This window comes from Actinokineospora sp. (genome assembly GCF_050699995.1).
Classification (GTDB): domain Bacteria; phylum Actinomycetota; class Actinomycetes; order Mycobacteriales; family Pseudonocardiaceae; genus Actinokineospora.
In genome coordinates this window covers 17,069-34,494 of the sequence record NZ_JBOHGC010000557.1, presented here as the reverse complement: position 1 = coordinate 34,494, position 17,426 = coordinate 17,069, and the positions used below count along the sequence as shown (strand labels likewise).

Genomic DNA, 17,426 nt, shown 5'->3' with positions numbered 1-17,426 from the left:
TAGGTTGATCGGCATGTCCCAGTTCCGTCTCCAACCGACCCCCGCCCAGGAGCAGGCGTTGCTGGAGCACTGCGGGCATGCCCGGTTCGTGTGGAACCTTGCCGTTGAGCAGCACGCGCACTGGAGTCCGGGGCGCAGGGCCGCGCCGGGATACGTCGAGCAGGCTCGCCAGCTGACCGAGGCGCGAGCGGCGAACCCATGGTTGGCCGCCGGGTCGGTGATGGTGCAGCAGCAGGCCTTGCGGGACTTCGCTCAAGCGGTGACGAACTTCTTCGGCCGCACCCACCAGCGCCCAACCTGGCGGCGACGCGGACGGGCCGAGGGATTCCGAATCGTGGCGGTTAAAGCGGGCGACGTGCTGCGCATGTCCCGCCATGTCGGCGAGGTCAAGGTGCCCAAGATCGGGTGGGTGCGATTCCGCTGGTCCCGAGCGGTTCCCGACGGTGTGAAGTCCTACCGCATCAGCCGCGACCGGGCGGGGCGTTGGCATGTGGCGTTCGCCGTTCCACCCGAGCCCATCGTGGGACCGGGCACAGGTGCGGTGGTGGGGTTGGACCGCGGAGTCGTGGTGTCGGCCGCGTTGTCCACCGGCGAACTGCTGTCCGCGCCCACTCTGCGCGGAACCGAGAAGGCGCGGCTGCTGCGGTTGCAGCGCAAGCTCGCCCGGGCGCAACGCGGCTCCAACCGGCGAGGCAAGGTCAAGACGGCCATCGCGAAGCTCAAGGCCCGCGAAACCGACCGGCGCAAAGACTGGATCGAGAAGACCAGCACCCGCCTCGCCCGAGACTTCGACGTGATCGCGGTCGAGAACCTCAAGATCAGCAATATGACTCGGTCGGCGAAGGGCACGATCGACGCCCCTGGCCGGGGTGTACGGCAGAAGGCAGGCCTGAACCGAGGCATCCTCGCCAACGGGTGGGGCCTGCTGGTGACCCGACTGGAGCACAAGGCTCCGGGCCGGGCGGTAAAGGTCGACCCGCGATTCACCAGTCAGCGTTGCTCGGCATGCGGGATCGTGGATCGGGAGGCGCGCGAGAGCCAAGCCGCCTACCGCTGCCGATCCTGCGGCTTCGCCGCCAACGCGGATGTGAACGCCGCACTGAATATTCGATTCGCGGCCGGGCATGCCGTGACTGCACGGGGAGGCCCGCCGTTGGGCGGGCTTGCGAACCGTGAACCTCAACGCCACCACCTCCTTGCGCGGTAGGCGGCGGTTGGAATCCTCCGGATTCAGCCGGGGGAGGATGCCAACACCACCAAGTGCTCGGCGCAACAGTCTTACATGTCGCCGCCATTTCCGACTGCTGCCGGTTCGCACTTGATCTTGGCGTGGATCGCCCCGGCGCGCGAGGCGAGGCCGTTACAGGGGCGGGCCGAAGCCGCAGACCACCGGCTTGGCGGCGGCCGGGTCGAGTCCGTTGATCACCATTTGCGCGACGCCGCTGTCGAAGGCGAGGCCGACGTGGCCGACCGGGTCGAACGGGCACATGTCCTGCACGAACAGGTTGCGCACGCCCGGCTCACGCACGAAGGACGTCTCGTGTGGAGTGACCAGGGCGTCGTACTTGGTGGCGATGATCGTGTACTCGACGCCGGGCTGGGCGATGGGTCCGTCGGTCAGCGCCTGGACGGCGGAGCCGCCGACGAGGATCTCCGGGCAGGCCTGGCAGCCGAAGGTGGCGAGCACGATGTCGACGACCGGCCGGAGTCCGAGGAAGTCGCCGACGCTGACGAGTCCGCCGAACGTGGTGCCGTGCGTGGGTGGGGCCATCGCCACGACGTGGCCGACCTTCGAGCTGTAGCCGAGGACCTTGGGGCCGTAGAGCGAGTGGAAGCCGCCCTCGGAGTGGCCGACGATGTCCACTTTGGCCGCGCCGGTGGTGGTGAGCACGCGGTCGATGAACGCGGCGATCTCCGGCGCGGACTTGGTGATCGACACCGTCCCACCGACCGGGAAGGCCGGGCTGGCCTGGCCGTAGGTGAGCGAGAAGGCGCAGTAGCCCGCCGCCGCGACCTGGGGGCCGAGGTAGGAGTAGTTGCCGGGGCCGTTGCCGCCGAGACCGTGCAGCAGCACGACGGGATTGGGATGGGCGGCCGAGGGGCGGCACGTCCAGTCGTCGAAGCCGGAGGTCGGGGCGGCGGTCGCTCCCGGTGCCGCGACCAGCACGGCGCCGGTGGCCAGCGCGGCCGCGAGGGCGATTCGGAGGATCTTCGGTCGCATCTGCGGCTCCTGTGGCGCGACGGGACGAGACCACGAGTAGAGCACGATGACTGGTTCCGAACAAGAGCTCTTGTTACTAATCGGTCACCCTGTTTGAACTGTATCGATGCCGGTAGCGTGGAGTCATGACGTCCCCACCCGGGCGCCGCATCCGCGGTCTCGACGCGGAGCAGCGCAAACAGGCGCGGCGCGACCAGCTGCTCGACGCCGCCCTGCAGCTGTTCGCCACCGACGGCTACCACAACACGTCGATCGAGCAGATCTGCCAAGCCGCGTACGTGGGGACCAAGAGCTTCTACGAGGTCTTCGACAGCCGCGAGGACTGCTACATCGCCCTGCTGCGCCGCATCACCGAGCGGGCCACCGCGGCGATGGTCGAGGCGCTGCGCGACGCGCCCGCGGACGAGGACCGGGCCATGGAGCTGCTGGTCTCCACCTTCGTCCACGCCTTCCTCGACGACCCGCGCATCGCCAAGGCGAGCTTCGGCGAGGCGGCGGGCCTGTCCCCCGCGGTCGAGCGCGAGCGCCGGTCCAACCGCCGGTGGGCGGCGGCCTTCATCGAGTCGGTGTGGCAGAAGTACGGCGTGCCAACGGGCGAACTCGGCGTCGACACCCACCGGATGGCCATCGGCATGATCGGCGGCATGTTCGACATGCTCGGCGACTGGATGCTCGACGCGGACCTGACCAAGGCGTCCGATGTGGACGCCCTGGTCGGGGACCTCGTCGACTTCACCCGGGTAGTGCGGTTCGGGCTGACCGCACCCGGTGTGCGCCGGGTGCGGTCGGCCTGATCAGGCGTAGGTGTAGTCGTCCAGCGGGAATCGGCCCGCTTCACGCAGCGCGTTGAGGGTCGAGGTGGGGCGCAGGATCGCGGCCTCGCCGTGCTGGTTGAAGTAGTAGCTGCGGGCCGTGGAGCAACTGCCCGCGTAGAACACCGAGTCGTCGAGCTTGGCGGTGACCCGGTCGAGGAACTCGTCGTTGGCCCGCTCGGTGACCTCGAACGTGTCGACCTCGCGCTTGCGCATCTCGCCGAACAGCCGGTGGATGTGCCGCATCTGGGTCTCGATGGTGGTGAAGTAGGACAGGCCGCTGTAGGAGTACGGGCTGGCCAGGGTGAGGAAGTTCGGGAACTTCGGCACGGTGATGCCCTCGTAGGCCTGGAACCTGGTGTCGCGCCACCACTTCCCGAGGTCGCGGCCCTCGCGGCCGATGATCTCGATGGCCGGGAAGTTGACGTCCCAGAGGTTGAAGCCGGTCGCCAGGACCAAGGTGTCGATCTTGGTCTTGGTGCCGTCGCCCGCGACGATGCCGTCCGGCTCGATCCGGTCGATGCCCGAGGTCTCCAGGTGCACGTGCGGCTTGGTGAACGCGCGGAAGTAGGTGTTGGAGAACGTGGGGCGCTTGCAGCCGAAGTCGTAGTCGGGGGTGAGCTTGCGGCGCAGCTCGGGGTCGCGCACCTGGTTGCGCAGGTGCCGCTTGGCCAGCGCCGCGGCGGAGCGGCCCGCGATCGGGACCTTCTTGTAGTGCAGCACCCCCGCCACCATCAGCACTTCGAGCAGCGCGGTGTTGAACAGCCGGGCGACCCGCTGGGTGATCGGCACCTTGGCGAACAGGCGCCGGACAGCGGGCGGGATGCGGCCGTCGATCTTGGGGACGACCCAGATCGCGGTGCGCTGGAAGACGGTGAGGTGCTTGACCGTCTTGGCCAGCTCCGGGATCAGCTGCACGGCGGTGGCGCCGGTGCCGATGACGGCTGCGCGCTTGCCCGCGAGGTCGTAGTCGTCCTTCCACGCCGTGGTGTGGATGATCTCGCCTTCGAACGTGTCGATGCCGGGGATGTCCGGGGTGTGCGGCTGCGACAGGAATCCCGTGGCGGTCACCAGGTAGCGGGTCGTCACCGGGGTCGAGCCCGCGATGGCCACTGTCCACAGGTGAGTGTCCTCGTCCCACCGGGCGCCCTCGACGACCGACCCGAAACGCATGTGGCGGCGCAGGTCGTACTTGTCGGCGACGTGCTCGGCGTAGCGCTTGAGCTCCGCGCCGGGGGCGAACAGGCGCGTCCAGTGCGGGTTCGGCTCGAAGGAGTACGAGTAGGTCACCGACGCGATGTCGACCGCGAGGCCCGGGTACCGGTTGACGTGCCACGTGCCGCCGAGGTCGTCCTCGCGTTCGAGGATCAGCAGGTCCTTGACGCCTTGGCGCTTGAACTCGATGGCCGCCCCCATGCCGCCGAATCCGGCGCCGACGACGACGACCTCGTGGTCTGGCCTCACAGTTCCTCCTCGATGGCGAGCGCGTGCGCGTGGGCTTGGCCCGCGACTCGGTTCTCATACGCGGCACGGGTTTTGCGGTCCAGCGACGTGAGCGCGCGGCGGTCGCCGAGCGCCCGCCTGCCCACGCGCATCACCGGTTCCGGGGTCACCGCGTCCAGGATGTCCCAGCCGGCAAGGAAACCGGGGACGGGGATCTCCGCCTTGCGGGTCCGGCAGCTGCCCAGCACCGCGGCGGCGATCACCTCCGGGTCCACGGTCGGCATGCCCCGGCCGAGCGGCGCGCCGGAGGCGAGTTCGGTGCGGACCGCGCTCGGCAGCACCGCGCTCACGCTGACGCCGGTGTCGGCGTACTCGCGGCGCACAGCGGCGCTGAGGCCGACGGCTGCGAACTTGCTGGCGTTGTAGACCGCCATGCCCGGCAGCGGGATCTTGCCCGCCATGGACGCGATGTTGACGACGTGCCCGCGGCCGCGGGCGATCATGCCCGGCATCACCAGGCGCATGCCGTGGATGAGGCCCCAGATATTGACGTTGAGCGTGGTGCGCGACAGCGCGTCGGACTCCTCCAGGAACCCGCCGAGCGGCATCACGCCCGCGTTGTTGACCAGCACGTCGATGTGGCCGTGCTCGGCGAGCACTTCCTCGACGAACGCGGCGAACGACGGCCGCGACGTCACGTCCAGTTCGTGCCCCCGGACTTGGCCGCCGATGCTTTCCGCGGCCTCCTTGGCCGCTTCGCCGTCGAGGTCGCCCAAGTGGACGGTCGCGCCGCGGGCGGCGAACGCGGTCGCGGTGGCGCGGCCGATGCCACGGGCGCCGCCGGTGACCACCACCACGGCGTCGGCGAGTGCGAGTTTCGGGTACCTGCGCTTGAGGATCGCCACGGTCATCCCTTTCGGACAGTGCGGTCGCGGACAGCCGCGCGGCTGGTGCGCAGCGAGATCTCCAGCACGCGGGCGGCGCGCCGGGCGTCCATGAAGTTCGGGCCCATGGCGGCCAGGTCCTCGGGACCCGGGTCGAGGCGCAGCACCTTCGTCCCGGCGGCCCGCAGCGCGGCCACTTCGACGTCGACCATGCGGGTCATCTGGTTGCGCACCAACTGCTCGACGCGGCGCAACCCCCTGGGCCGCCCGGGATCGGCTGAGGCCATCGGGGCGAGCACGACGACCTCGTCGAGTCCCAGCGGGAGCAGCAGGTCGGCCGAGGTGGGCGAGGCGATGCCGCCGTCGGCGAACCGGCGGCCGTCGATCTCGACCGGCGGGAACCAGCCCGGGACCGCCCAGGAGGCGCGGATCGCGTCGCGCAGCGAGGCGGCGGGCGCGGTCGGCGACCCGAAGGCCACCCGCTCACCGGTGTCGTAGTCGCACCCGACCACCCAGGCCGCGGGATGCTTCACCCAGCCACCGGCCGGAACCAAAGCGTCGACCAGGTCGACCAGCCAGGCCGGGTGGCCGGATCCGATCGGGAGCAACCCGGTCAGCCTGGTCATGCCCGCCACGTCACGGCGTCGAGCCAGTTTGAGCGACCCGAAGCGGGCGCGTGGAAGCGGCGGAAACCTGCGCGGAGCAGCCGAAAGATGCTTGCTGACGGCGTCACGCACGCCAGGCAGTCCGCGGTGGGCGTCGAGCAGTTCGCTTGTCCCGACTCCGCTGCCGAGCAGGGTCACGAACTCGGCCCCCGCGGAGGTCCCGACCAGCACGTCGGCCGTCCGCGGATCCCAGCCGAACGCCTCCTCGACCGCGACCAGCGCGCCGACCGTCCACGCCGCACCCAGCGTGCCGCCACATCCGATGACAAGACCGCGCCGCATGACACCTCCTCGAGTCAATCGAAGACTAACAGTATTCGAATACCAACGGTAGGCGTATCTGAAGACCAGCGGTATCCTGATACCGGCGAGGGCTAGGGTGGTGGCATGTCGAGACTGACGCGAGCCGAAAGCCAGGCGCGCACGCGCGCACACCTGGTGGCCACGGCGAAGGAGATGTTCCTCGCCGAGGGCTACTCGGTGACCTCACTGGAGAAGGTCGCCGACGCCGCCGGGTACTCGAAGGGCGCGGTGTACTCGAACTTCCGCAACAAGGACGAACTGTGCCTCGCGGTCCTCGACGACATCCACACGGAGAAGGCGATCAAGATCGCGGAGGCGATCACGGGCGCGAACACGATCGACGAGCGCCTGTCGGCGTTCCAGAAGTGGGCCGAGGAGAACATCGGCAACGTGGGCTGGACGGCACTGGAGGTCGAGTTCGCCATCAGCGCCCGACGGGATGACGTGGTGCGCAAGGAACTGGCGAACCGCGACCGGATGATCCGGGATCTGATCGCCGGGTTGATCACGGCCCAGGCGGAGGAACTGGGGATCACCCTGCCCATGCCCGCCGACGCGGCGGCAACGGCGTTGTTGAGCTTGGGGATCGGGTTGGGGCTGCAGCGGGCGATCGACCCGACGATCGAGGTGGCGGTGCTGACGGACCTGATTCGGATGCTCGCAGGCTCATCCCAGCCGCAGCGAACCGACAAAGCAGCGGGTTCTCGTTTGTCCACATGAGACCCGCGACCCACAGATAATGGGCGGTGCGCCCCACACCGTCTTGAGTGTGGGGCGCACCGTCAATCCGCCTTACGCCCGGTGTGCGGTCCACATGTCGCTCATCCGCTGGCTCTGGCCCGCGGTGAACTGGTTGTAGCAGTCGTCGTAGGAGTAGTCCATGTAGTTGTGGATCGGGTCGAGACCCGGCAGCGAGCAGGAGTCGCGGCCGATGGGGCAGCCGTTGGTGGAGCTGGACTGCGCCGGGGTGTCCGCGACCTCGTCATTGGTGGAGGTGCAGCCGCCCTGGAAGGTGTGGTAGAGCCCCAGCCAGTGGCCCGCCTCGTGCGTGCCGGTCTCGCCCAGGTTGTAGTTGGGGATGCTGCCGCCGGGAAGCGAGTCCCAGTGGACGCGGATGCCGTCGACGGCGGCGCTGCCGCTCCAGGGGAACGTGGCGATGCCGAGGTAGTCGAAGTCGACCAGCCAGATGTTCAGCGCGTTCATGCCGCCCTGACGGGTCTGCGAGCGGTACTTCGAGCTCTGGCGGTCCTTGTGCCAGTTGTCGTTGAAGAAACGGTCGACGCCTGCGAGGGTGAAAGTGAAGCCGGTGTTGGAGGCCTGCGAGGACTCCTGGCCGCCGAACGTCTTGTTGAGAACGTCGATCTGGGCGGCGATCTGCGCGTCGGTGACGTTGCCGTGGCCGTTCTTGGCCGCCATCACGTGGACGTAGGTGGGGATCGTGGCCGCGACAAAGGCGCCCTGCGGGACGAACTTGCCCTCGGCGCGCTTCTGCTCCAGTAACTTCTTGCTCTGCGACTCGACGCGGGCGATGTCCCAGGCCGTCATCACTTCATGGTCAGGACCCCAGCCGCCCCTGGCGGAGGAGTTCTGCTGCGGGGTGACGCACTCCGCGGCGGTGTTGCCGTTGACGAACGCGGCAGCCGGTGCGGTCGAGGCCAGCGGGGTCATCGCGAGCGCCGCCGCGGCGAGCGTCGCGATACCTGCTGCGCGCAGGGTGGTGGGGGGACGTCCCATCGCCTTCTCCTTGGGCTTAGGGGGCAGGGGCCGTCGAAACCTATGCGGGCGAGTGAATGTTTGGAAAGACTCTGCTTGGGCGGAAATTTTCCCGTTACCAGAGTTGCGGGAACACCGATTTGTTGTCAGACCGCATTAAGGCAGGACGACTTCGCCAGGGGCCTCAGGGGGTGGCCCTGGCGTCGGGTGCAGCCCGACGCGGCGTCGACACCGGGTGCGCAAAACCGCCGCCTAGTGCTGAACCTAGCAAACGACCCACGCCGAATAGTCTGATTCCGACAGATAAACCCGACCTTCGCACGCCTGCGGAATGGCCGCTCGACGTGCGGGAAGGCCGTGGATACGCTCGGCCAACCACCTCGCCGGGCGGGAGTGCGAGACGGTTTCCGCCTCGGCTCCCCGGTTGCCGCGGAGGCCAATGATGTTCACCCCACGCCCGCCGATCACCAGCGCGGCCGACGGTGTCGCCTGCCTGAACGGCCAGTGCGACCCCACCGTGGTCCGTTGACCACCCGAAAGCCCGGCAGGCTCAACGGATCCCGCTCACCGTTCGGCTCGCCCTTGCTCGGCCGAGCCGACCAGGACCAGCGGACGCTGCGGATCCGCGTGCAGCTCCTGATCACCGTGAGCCTGGTGCTGGCCAACCTCATCGGCGCCGTGGTCGTCGCCGTGTTGCAGACAGTGGTGATCCCCGGCCCCGACCTCGACGACCGCACCCGGATGGTCGCCATCATCGGCGCGCCGACCTATGTGGCGCTCGCCCTGGTGGTGGGCTGGACGTGGGGCACCAGGCGGGCGCTCGGAGTGCTGCGCTGGTCGATGGAACGCCGGGTCCCGACGCCCGCGGACCGGCGCGAGACCGTGCGCGTGCCGATGCGCCTCACCCTGATGCAGGCATCCCTGTGGGGGCTCGCGACCGCGCTGTTCACCACCACTGTCGCCTTCCTGCAACCGGTACAGGTCCCGTCGGTCGCGTTCACCGTCGGGTTCGCCGGCCTCGTGGTCTGCGCGATCGCCTATCTGCTCACCGAGTTCGCGCTGCGGCCGGTCGCCGCCAAGGCGTTGACCAACGAGCCGCCGACGAGAGTGGGCGGGGCGGGCGTCCTGGTGCGAATGCTTGTGTTCTGGGGACTGGGCACCGCCGTGCCGGTCACCGGCGTGGTGGCCGTCGCGATATTCGCCCTGGCGCGTGAGAACGTCTCGACCGACCAGCTCGCGACAACGGTGATCGTCCTCGGCGGCATTGTCCTGGTGGTCGGGCTGCTGGTGATGGTCATCAACGCCCGCGCGATCGTCGCTCCGATCCAGTCGGTGCGCGACGGACTGTCCCGGGTCCAGCGCGGCAGGCTGAACGTCGAGATCCCGGTGTATGACGGCACCGAGTTGGGACTGCTGCAGGCGGGCTTCAACCGGATGGCCGAGGGCCTGCGCGAACGCGAGCGAATCCGCGACCTGTTCGGCAGACACGTCGGCCACTCCGTCGCCGACGAGGCCGTCGCCGACGGCGGAACCGCCCTCGGCGGCGAGGTGTGCGAGGTCGCGGTGATCTTCGTCGACATCGTCGGATCCACCACGCTGGCCGCGACCCGACCGCCGGAGGAAGTGGTGGAGATGCTCAACCGCTTCTTCGCCGTCGTCGTCGACGAGATCGACGCCCACGGCGGCTTGGTCAACAAGTTCGTCGGCGACGCGGCCCTGGCCGTCTTCGGCGCCCCCATCCGCCTCGACGACAACGCGGGCCGAGCCCTGGCCGCCGCCCGCGCGATCGCCGCGCGGCTGCCGGTGGAGGTGCCGGAATGCCCGGCAGGTATCGGGGTGGCGGCCGGGTTGGCGGTGGCGGGCAACATCGGGGACGAACGCCGGTTCGAGTACACGGTGATCGGCGACCCGGTGAACGAGGCGGCCCGGCTGACGGAACTGGCGAAGTCCGTCCCCGGTCGACTGGTGGCCTCCTCCCGTGCGGCCGCTGCGGCGGCTCCGGCGGAGGCTGCCCGCTGGCGGGCAACGGATACCGTGACTTTGCGGGGGCGGACCGAGGACACCACGGTTGTCGTCCCGATCATCAACCCGGCAGCGGCGGTAACCGGAACCGCCTGACCGAACAGGCACCCACGATCTAAGAGATCAGCGTCGTTTTCGGCCGCAGGCGAGGTCAGGTCGAGGTGCAGTCGGTTCTTGACCACCTTCCGATCACTGACCGGCATGAAGCACAACCCAACGGAAGCCGTCTCATGCGAGCCGACAACAACCTCCCGCTCCCGAACCGAAAGGATCTTCCAACCGAGCACCTCAGCCCAGAAGCGGGCGAGGCCGGGCAGGTCGTGGGCGTCGATGACGATGTGGTGCAGCGAGACGGGCATACCGCCGAGTGTCCACCACACCACCGACACCGCCGATCGTGCGCACCGCGTATGGTCGACGAACTGAACGAACGACGAGAGGACCACCCCCATGTCGCGCCTGCTTGGACTCCTGATCGCCGCTGTCGGCGCCGCCCACTTCGTCGCGCCCAAGGTGTTCGAGCCGGTGTCGGCGAAGGCGTTTCCGGAGGACACCGAGCAGTGGATCTACCGCAACGGCGCCACTGAGGTCGTCCTGGGCGCGGCGGTCGCGATGAAGCGCACCCGCAAGCTCGGTGTGCTGGGTCTGGCCGTCTACGGCGGATGGCTGGGCAGCCGGGTCCTCGCCAACCGCTAGTCGGGCCTGCCCAAAGCCCGGTCGACGAACGACAGCAGGGCAGGCAGCACCTTCTCACCGGTGTCCCCTCGGGACAGCGGGAGCACCAACACGTCGCTGATGGCGCCGACGATGCCCGCGGCGGTGATCCCCGCGTCCTGGCCGGGGATCTCGCCCGCGGCGATGGCGGCGTCGATCGCGGTCGCCAAGATGTCGGAAAACGACCGGTGGAAGACCAGTCGCTCGGCTTCGACGAGCGGGTCGACCGGCTCGGCCATCAGCGCGTACGCCAGTTTCGGGGCGCGCATCGCGCGGGTGCAGAACGTCTCGGCGGCGGCGAGGATCGACGCGCGGGCCGACGACGCCAGCTTCTCGGCGCCCGCCTCTGACGCGGCGACGACCTCGCGGCTCACCGCGGTGCGGAAGACCTCCGCGAACAGCTCCCCCTTGCTGGGGAAGAACTGGTAGATCGACCCGGTCGCCACCTCGGCCCGCCGGGCGACGCCCGCCATCGAGCACCCGGCGTAGCCCTCCTCGACGACCAGCTCGGTCGCCGCGCGGACGATGCGTTCCCGGGTCATGGCCTGCTTCTTGAGCACGGCCTCGGTCTTGCGATACGCCACCGGAGCATTCAACCACCGCAAGAATTGAACCTTGCTTCAGACCTATGTCGGGGGCTACCGTCGAAACGCGCCGACACCACCCGACGGAGGAACCCGATGCCCGCCACGCATGAGGTCACCAACCAGGCTCCGCCGCTGATCGGCTACGACGTCGCCGAGTACCCGGCGCTGCTCGAAGGCCTGCGCCGCGAGGGCGCCGAGTGGGCGGAGGCCGACTTGCACGCGCTCGGCACGCTCGCGGGCTGCGAGCAGGCGCAGGAATGGGGCAGGCTGGTGGAGAAGTACCCGCCGGCGCTGCGCACCCATGACCGCTTCGGCCACCGGGTCGACGAGGTCGACTTCCACCCGCACTGGCACGACCTGATGACGGTGGCCGTGGAGAACGGCCTGCACGCGGCGCCTTGGCGGGACCGGCGGCCGGGGGCGCATGTGGCGCGGGCGGCGAAGATGTTCGTGTGGGGGCAGACCGATCCTGGGCACCTCTGCCCGATCTCGATGACCTACGCCGCCGTCCCCGCGCTGCGGATCGAGCCGACGCTGGCCGAGGTCTACGAGCCGCTGCTGACCGAGTCGGTCTACGACTACGGGCTGCGGGAGCCCACCGGCAAGCGCGCCCTGATCGCGGGCATGTCGATGACCGAGAAGCAGGGCGGCTCCGACGTGCGTGCCAACACGACCCGGGCCACACCGAACCGCGACGGCACGTACACCGTCGTCGGGCACAAGTGGTTCACCTCGGCACCGATGTCGGACCTGTTCCTCATTCTCGCCCAGGCCCCCGGCGGGCTGACCTGCTTCCTGCTGCCGCGGGTGCTGCCCGACGGAACCAGGAACGCGCTTCGGTTGCAGCGCCTCAAGGACAAGCTCGGCAACCGGTCCAACGCCTCCTCGGAGATCGAGTACGACAACGCCATCGGCTGGCGGGTCGGCGAAGAAGGACGCGGGGTCCCGACGATCATCCAGATGGTCAACCTGACCCGCCTGGACTGCGCGGTGGGTTCGGCGTCCGGCATGCGTCAGGGTGTCGCCCAGGCCGTGCACCACGCCACTCACCGGGACGCTTTCGGCGCGCGGCTCATCGACCAGCCGCTCATGGTGAACGTCCTGGCCGACCTGGCCGTCGAAGCCGAAGCGGCGACGGTCGTGGGCATGCGGCTCGCGGGCGCGGTCGACCGGGCCATCGCGGGCGACGAGCGCGAGGCCATGGTGCGCCGGGTCGGGCTCGCGGTGACCAAGTACTGGGTCTGCAAGCGTGCGCCCGCCCACGCGGCCGAGGCCCTGGAGTGCTTGGGCGGCAACGGTTATGTCGAGGAGTCCGGCATGCCCCGGCTCTACCGAGAGTCGCCACTGCCGTCCATCTGGGAGGGTTCCGGCAACGTCGCGGCCCTGGATTCGCTGCGTGCCATGGCGAAGCAGCCCGAGTCGGTCGAGGCGTTCTTCGCCGAGGTCGACCTGGCGGCGGGCTCGGACGCCCGCCTCGACAACGCCGTCTCCCGGGTCCGCAAGGAACTGTCGGACTTCGACGACATCCAGTACCGCGCCCGCCGCATCGTCGAGTCGATGGCCCTGGTGCTGCAGGGTTCACTGCTGATCCGGCACGGCCACCTGGCCGTCGCGGACGCCTTCTGCGCCTCCCGGCTGGACAGCGACTGGGGTGTCGCCTTCGGCACCCTGCCCACGGGCCTCGACACCGCCGCGATCATCGAGCGCGCCAAGCCGCGTGGAGGTGGCTTCGATGCCTGAGACCCTGCGAACCGAGACCGAGGCGGGCGTCCGCTCGATCATCCTGTCGAGGGCCGCCGAGTACAACACCATCACCTTGGCCCTGCGCGACGAACTCGGCGCCGCCATCGACGAAGCCGACGAGGACCCGGAGGTGCGGGTGATCCTGCTGCGCGCCGAAGGGCCCGCTTTCTGCGCGGGCTACGGCCTCGACTGGTCGACCGAGCTGCAAGCCACCGAGGCGGCCATGGACCGGGTGTGGGACTCGGTGATGGACATGCGGGAGATGTCGAAGTTCGTCGACACCTACATGAAGCTCTGGTACGCCACCAAACCCACGATCTCGGCAGTCCAGGGCTGGTGCATCGCGGGCGGCACGGACATGGTGTTGTGCTCGGACATCATCATCGCGGGTGAGGGAGCTTCCTTCGGCTACCCGCCGTCGAGGGTGTGGGGCACCCCGACCACCGCGATGTGGGTGTACCGCCTGGGTTTCGAGAAGGCCAAGCGCTACCTGCTGACGGGCGACGAGATAAGGGCGAAGGAAGCCACCGACATCGGCCTGATCCTCGAATGCGTCCCGGACGACAAGCTCTTGGACCACGCCACCGCACTGGCCAGGCGAATGGCCCAGGTCCCCATCAACCAGCTGCGGATGCTCAAACTCCTGTGCAACCAAACGGCGGAGAACATGGGCATCAACTCCACAAGGACCCTGGGCACCCTGTTCGACGGTGTGGCAAGGCACACCCAGGAAGGCCGGGACTTCGTAGAGCGTTCCGCGACCATCGGAATCCGCGAGGCAGTGCGCGAACGCGACAACCCCTTCGGCGACTACGGCTCCCGCCCCCACTGACCCGCGGGTGGTCAGTAGCCGATGTTCGTGAGGGCGGGTTGGCCCAGGCGGTCGCGAAGTTGTTGCAGGTAGAGGCTTCGGGGGCCCACGGGGGTGCCGAATGAGTCGTACTCGCCTGTTCCGGTGCGCTTGGTCGCGCGGCAGCCGATGGCCCAGTTACGGGCGCCTGGTGGGCTGGAGATGATCATCGAGTCGCCGACGCAGTTGTAGTACACCTGGTAGGCGCCCGACCAGCCGTGGCCGGTTCCCGAGTTGCCCCGGTTGTAGGCGGCCATGCTCTGGGTTCCGCTTCGGCTCTTGTGGACGACGTTGTCGAACAGGGTGCCGACGCCCCAGCGGTGGTGTGGCCCGAGTTCCGACTCCGAGTTCTCCGCCCTGCTGTCCAGGAACACGTTGGGGCCCGGGGTGTTCCCGCCGGTCACGAAGTCGTGCCTGCCGGTGCTGGAGTACGCGCGCATCACCAGGATGTGTGACGCGCCCTCGATGTCGAAGGGGTACCGCCTGCCGCCGGTGATCTGGGATTTGTGGTCGACGGAAGCGCTGTCCTGGACTGTCACGTTGCGAGTCCCTCGGGTGAACACCACTGTGCCCTGGACGAAGTGCGCCGAGGTGATCTCCCTGGCCCAGCCGTCGCGGACCGCGCTGAAGGCGAGCATCCGGTCCGCGTGTGCCTCGTCGGTCGCCGAGGTGAACGACGACTCGGCCCGCAGGTACTCGATGCCGACGTCGCGGATTCGGCCGGAGAAGGTGTACTTGTAGACCGCGCCGCCGCCGAAGTGGCTTTGGAAGGCCTCCACCATGGGGCCGTCGAAGGTGAGGCGGTTGCCGTCGATCGCCGTGATCCGCCGTTCGTAGTGCATCGTGCGGCTTGACGGGGTCCATGGGCCGTCCAGGCACGTCGAGCCGCTCACGTCCGCCGTGTCGTAGGCGGTTCCCTTGCTGGTGCAGGCATCCATGCCGACGGAGTCGATCCATTCCTGATTGGGGGTGCGGGCCACCACGACCTCGTCACCGACCCGGAAGCCCGAGGTGTCGGCTACCGCCAGGGACTTCGCGCCGACCGGGACGTAGCTGTCCGAAATGGACCTTCGGCTGCCCGACACCTCGCTGATCGCGCCGCTGCCCGCCGCCGTGATCAGGGTCCGCGGGGTCGTCCCGGTCGCTCTGATCACCGTGCTCTGCCCAGCCCCACGCAACACCACACCGGAAGCACGGATTGCCAACGTCCCCGACACGGGATACACCCCCGCGACGAGCTGGACCGCGCCCCGGAAGCCGTTGGCGTCCAGGGGAAGCGCGCTGACCGCATCGATCGCGGACTGGATGGACGCACCCGCGTCACCCGAGGCGGGTGGTCGCACGGTCCGCTGGGTCGCCACAGCCGGGAGCGCGACACCGCCGCCGCGGTAGCCGACGGTGGAGAAGTCCGCGATCCGGTCGCCGTTGCCGTAGGCGGGTGTGACCAGCCTGCCGTCCGCACCCACGGACAGCCGCTGACTCTGCGCGGCGGCCACGTGGATCTCCGCCTCGGTGATCGAGTTCCACGCGTTCACCGAGTTGCCGTGCCCCAGATAGCCCACATAACGCGCGGAGACGTCGGTGAAGTCGAAGGTCTCCAAGCCCAGCCCCGCTCCACTCCCCCGCCCCGAGCGAACCGTGGTCCACGACGAGCCGTCGACGGACGTCTGGACATCGAAGACCGCCGAGCGCTGGTCGCCTGCGAAGAACGCGAACCGCACCAGGCCCACGGGGTGCGTGGCCGACAAGTCGAACGTGATCGACTGTCCGTCCCCGTTCGCCGACCATCTCGTGCCGAGGTTGTGGTCGAGGGTGTTCCGCGCCGGATTTCCGTCGTCGGCACTGGCCGTCACCGATTTCACCGAAGCAGCCACATAGGGGATTGCGGCCTCGGCGGAAACGGGTGCCAGAGTGCCCACGACAAGTGCGCCGATCACGGACAGACTGAGGAATCTCATGCGCGGCCCTCGCAGGTAGACACGGTCTGGTCACGGCAACATAACGACCGGGCCGGGCCATTCACAAGGATTCACAGTGGCCGGTTATTTACCGCTTCTCCATTAGTCGGCGATTGGTTCACCGAAATCCAGGCCATTCCCCCGATTACGAATCGCCCACCAGGACAAACCCGGTCCAAAGCAGACCAATCCGGCACCCAGAGGTTTTCCGGCCCCTAGACCCATTCCCCTCACTGCCCGCACGGTCCAACCTGGACCGGTGACGACCACCGCGCGCCTGTTCACCCCGGCCTTCGTGCTGCTCGGTCTCGCCGACCTGGGCTACTTCACCGCCGTCGGCGTGTCCATCTACACCCTGCCCCTCTACGTCACCGGCCCCGTCGGCTCGGACACCGCGGGCGCCGGGCTCGCGTTCGGCGCGTTCGCCATCTCCTCGCTCATCCTGCGACCGTTCGCCGGGCGGCTGTCGGACCGCATCGGCAGGCGCCTGCCGCTCGTCGGCGGGGCCTTGCTGGCCGCGTTCGCGCTGGCACTGACACCGTTCGTCGACAGCCTGGCGATGGTAGTGGCGCTACGACTGCTACTCGGAATCGCCGAGGCCGCGTTCGTCGTGGCGGGCTTCGCCGCGCTGGCCGACCTGGCCCCGCCGAGCCGGATGGGTGAGGCGATCAGCTACAACTCGCTGGGCCTCTACCTCGGCCTTGCCCTGGGTCCCCCGCTGGGCGAACTCCTGTTGGAGCGCGGGAACTTCACGACCGCCTGGATGGGCGCGGCGATAGTCGTCGGGCTCAGCGCGCTGGTCGTGCTCGGCATCGGCGAGACCCGCGCGCCGACCGAGCCCGACAGCGGACCCGTGCAGCTCATCCACCGCAGGGCGCTCGCCCCCGGCATCGGCTTCTTCACCTCCGTCATGGCGATGAGCGGCTTCCTCGCCTTCGTCTCCCTGCACGCGGGCGAGGTCGGCTTGGCGGCCACGAGCCTGCCGCTGTTCGTCTACGGCGCGGTCGTCGTGGTCTGTCGAGTCGTCTTCGCCAAGGTCCCGGACCGGCTGCCGTCGCTGCGGCTCGCGGCGGCCGCCCTGGTCGTCGTCGCGGCAGGCTTGTCGACCATGGCGCTCTGGACGACGCCGGTCGGGCTGATCGCAGGCGCGGCGCTGATGGGCCTGGGCATCACGTTCAGCACGCCTGCCTTCTTCTCCGCGATCTTCTCGACCGCGGGCCCAGGCGACCGGGGAGCGGCGGCGGGCACCGCGAGCGCCTTCCTCGACCTCGGTCTCGGCGGCGGCCCCATCATGCTCGGCCTCGTGGCCCGCGCGCTGGGCATCCCCTGGGCGTTCGGCGTCGCGGCCGGAATCGCGCTGCTGGGCTGCGTCTGGACGGTCGTCCTACTACGACACAAAGCGACACACCCAACGCGGGTGTAGCCCATTCGGGTGAATGCCCCCGGCCGGTCGGTCCCTCCGTAACGGCTTCCTCCAGACAGGCGACTACCGCCTTGGTGACCTGGTGCCG

15 protein-coding genes and 1 pseudogene are annotated in these 17,426 nt (G+C 69.1%); 8 read left to right on the top strand and 8 right to left on the bottom strand.

The window, feature by feature from the left end:
* Nucleotides 1-1,207 (top strand): RNA-guided endonuclease InsQ/TnpB family protein (locus ACRDSQ_RS27195; protein ID WP_431424901.1); only part of this gene is annotated, 1,207 nt, incomplete at its 5' end.
* A 153-nt stretch (nt 1,208-1,360) separates the two neighbouring features.
* Here ACRDSQ_RS27195 and ACRDSQ_RS27190 read toward each other — a convergent pair.
* The gene (locus ACRDSQ_RS27190) at nt 1,361-2,221 is read right to left on the bottom strand and encodes an esterase/lipase family protein (protein ID WP_431424899.1); all 861 of its coding nucleotides are present in this window, start codon (nt 2,219-2,221) and stop codon (nt 1,361-1,363) included.
* A gap of 125 nt (nt 2,222-2,346) precedes the next feature.
* On the opposite strand from ACRDSQ_RS27190, the gene ACRDSQ_RS27185 reads away from it, so the two are divergent.
* Nucleotides 2,347-3,015: a TetR/AcrR family transcriptional regulator gene (locus tag ACRDSQ_RS27185; protein WP_431424897.1), complete on the top strand. Its 669-nt coding sequence runs from the start codon at nt 2,347-2,349 to the stop codon at nt 3,013-3,015.
* On the opposite strand, the gene ACRDSQ_RS27180 is transcribed toward ACRDSQ_RS27185, so the two are convergent.
* The 3 genes from ACRDSQ_RS27180 to ACRDSQ_RS27170 are packed head-to-tail and all read right to left on the bottom strand — an operon-like array spanning nt 3,016 to nt 6,307.
* Nucleotides 3,016-4,497 (bottom strand): flavin-containing monooxygenase, encoded by a 1,482-nt coding sequence (locus tag ACRDSQ_RS27180; protein WP_431424895.1) that lies wholly within the window; start codon nt 4,495-4,497, stop codon nt 3,016-3,018.
* The gene (locus ACRDSQ_RS27175; protein ID WP_431424894.1) at nt 4,494-5,387 is read right to left on the bottom strand and encodes an SDR family oxidoreductase; all 894 of its coding nucleotides are present in this window, start codon (nt 5,385-5,387) and stop codon (nt 4,494-4,496) included. The genes ACRDSQ_RS27180 and ACRDSQ_RS27175 overlap by 4 nt, the downstream gene beginning before the upstream one ends.
* Nucleotides 5,384-6,307, bottom strand: a complete 924-nt coding sequence (locus ACRDSQ_RS27170; protein WP_431424892.1) for a patatin-like phospholipase family protein — start codon at nt 6,305-6,307, stop codon at nt 5,384-5,386. The genes ACRDSQ_RS27175 and ACRDSQ_RS27170 overlap by 4 nt, the downstream gene beginning before the upstream one ends.
* Before the next feature lie 105 nt (nt 6,308-6,412).
* Here ACRDSQ_RS27170 and ACRDSQ_RS27165 point away from each other — a divergent pair, with 105 nt between their 5' ends.
* Complete coding sequence (locus ACRDSQ_RS27165; RefSeq protein ID WP_431424891.1) at nt 6,413-7,048, top strand: TetR/AcrR family transcriptional regulator; 636 nt, start codon at nt 6,413-6,415, stop codon at nt 7,046-7,048.
* Nucleotides 7,049-7,120: 72 nt separating this feature from the next.
* Here the strand turns inward: ACRDSQ_RS27165 and ACRDSQ_RS27160 are convergent, their stop codons facing one another.
* The gene (locus tag ACRDSQ_RS27160; protein WP_431424889.1) at nt 7,121-8,062 is read right to left on the bottom strand and encodes a zinc metalloprotease; all 942 of its coding nucleotides are present in this window, start codon (nt 8,060-8,062) and stop codon (nt 7,121-7,123) included.
* A 504-nt stretch (nt 8,063-8,566) separates the two neighbouring features.
* Here ACRDSQ_RS27160 and ACRDSQ_RS27155 point away from each other — a divergent pair.
* Complete coding sequence (locus ACRDSQ_RS27155) at nt 8,567-10,159, top strand: adenylate/guanylate cyclase domain-containing protein (RefSeq protein ID WP_431424887.1); 1,593 nt, start codon at nt 8,567-8,569, stop codon at nt 10,157-10,159.
* Nucleotides 10,160-10,203: 44 nt separating this feature from the next.
* On the opposite strand, the pseudogene ACRDSQ_RS27150 reads toward ACRDSQ_RS27155, so the two are convergent.
* Nucleotides 10,204-10,422: pseudogene (locus ACRDSQ_RS27150) on the bottom strand (VOC family protein); the annotation flags it as partial.
* Between the two features lie 91 nt (nt 10,423-10,513).
* Here ACRDSQ_RS27150 and ACRDSQ_RS27145 point away from each other — a divergent pair.
* Nucleotides 10,514-10,759 (top strand): hypothetical protein, encoded by a 246-nt coding sequence (locus ACRDSQ_RS27145; protein WP_431424886.1) that lies wholly within the window; start codon nt 10,514-10,516, stop codon nt 10,757-10,759.
* On the opposite strand, the gene ACRDSQ_RS27140 is transcribed toward ACRDSQ_RS27145, so the two are convergent.
* The gene (locus ACRDSQ_RS27140) at nt 10,756-11,361 is read right to left on the bottom strand and encodes a TetR/AcrR family transcriptional regulator (RefSeq protein ID WP_431424884.1); all 606 of its coding nucleotides are present in this window, start codon (nt 11,359-11,361) and stop codon (nt 10,756-10,758) included. The genes ACRDSQ_RS27145 and ACRDSQ_RS27140 overlap by 4 nt on opposite strands.
* 96 nt (nt 11,362-11,457) lie before the next feature.
* Here ACRDSQ_RS27140 and ACRDSQ_RS27135 point away from each other — a divergent pair, with 96 nt between their 5' ends.
* Both ACRDSQ_RS27135 and ACRDSQ_RS27130 read left to right on the top strand, forming a co-directional pair.
* A complete protein-coding gene (locus ACRDSQ_RS27135) occupies nt 11,458-13,104 on the top strand; it encodes an acyl-CoA dehydrogenase family protein (RefSeq protein ID WP_431424882.1) in 1,647 nt (548 codons plus the stop codon).
* Complete coding sequence (locus ACRDSQ_RS27130) at nt 13,097-13,939, top strand: crotonase/enoyl-CoA hydratase family protein (RefSeq protein ID WP_431424881.1); 843 nt, start codon at nt 13,097-13,099, stop codon at nt 13,937-13,939. Before ACRDSQ_RS27135 ends, ACRDSQ_RS27130 begins: the two co-directional genes overlap by 8 nt.
* 11 nt (nt 13,940-13,950) lie before the next feature.
* Here the strand turns inward: ACRDSQ_RS27130 and ACRDSQ_RS27125 are convergent, their stop codons facing one another.
* Nucleotides 13,951-15,915 (bottom strand): discoidin domain-containing protein, encoded by a 1,965-nt coding sequence (locus tag ACRDSQ_RS27125; RefSeq protein WP_431424879.1) that lies wholly within the window; start codon nt 15,913-15,915, stop codon nt 13,951-13,953.
* Nucleotides 15,916-16,174: 259 nt separating this feature from the next.
* On the opposite strand from ACRDSQ_RS27125, the gene ACRDSQ_RS27120 reads away from it, so the two are divergent.
* Complete coding sequence (locus ACRDSQ_RS27120; RefSeq protein ID WP_431424878.1) at nt 16,175-17,338, top strand: MFS transporter; 1,164 nt, start codon at nt 16,175-16,177, stop codon at nt 17,336-17,338.
* Nucleotides 17,339-17,426 lie beyond the last annotated feature (88 nt).

Bases quoted from the DNA above. Each gene is read 5' to 3' on its own strand.
- ACRDSQ_RS27190 (WP_431424899.1), bottom strand. From the start codon at position 2,221: ATGCGACCGAAGATCCTCCGAATCGCCCTCGCGGCCGCGCTGGCCACC.
- ACRDSQ_RS27185 (WP_431424897.1), top strand. From the start codon at position 2,347: ATGACGTCCCCACCCGGGCGCCGCATCCGCGGTCTCGACGCGGAGCAG.
- ACRDSQ_RS27175 (WP_431424894.1), bottom strand. From the start codon at position 5,387: ATGACCGTGGCGATCCTCAAGCGCAGGTACCCGAAACTCGCACTCGCC.
- ACRDSQ_RS27170 (WP_431424892.1), bottom strand. From the start codon at position 6,307: ATGCGGCGCGGTCTTGTCATCGGATGTGGCGGCACGCTGGGTGCGGCG.
- ACRDSQ_RS27165 (WP_431424891.1), top strand. From the start codon at position 6,413: ATGTCGAGACTGACGCGAGCCGAAAGCCAGGCGCGCACGCGCGCACAC.
- ACRDSQ_RS27160 (WP_431424889.1), bottom strand. From the start codon at position 8,062: ATGGGACGTCCCCCCACCACCCTGCGCGCAGCAGGTATCGCGACGCTC.
- ACRDSQ_RS27145 (WP_431424886.1), top strand. From the start codon at position 10,514: ATGTCGCGCCTGCTTGGACTCCTGATCGCCGCTGTCGGCGCCGCCCAC.
- ACRDSQ_RS27135 (WP_431424882.1), top strand. From the start codon at position 11,458: ATGCCCGCCACGCATGAGGTCACCAACCAGGCTCCGCCGCTGATCGGC.
- ACRDSQ_RS27130 (WP_431424881.1), top strand. From the start codon at position 13,097: ATGCCTGAGACCCTGCGAACCGAGACCGAGGCGGGCGTCCGCTCGATC.
- ACRDSQ_RS27125 (WP_431424879.1), bottom strand. From the start codon at position 15,915: ATGAGATTCCTCAGTCTGTCCGTGATCGGCGCACTTGTCGTGGGCACT.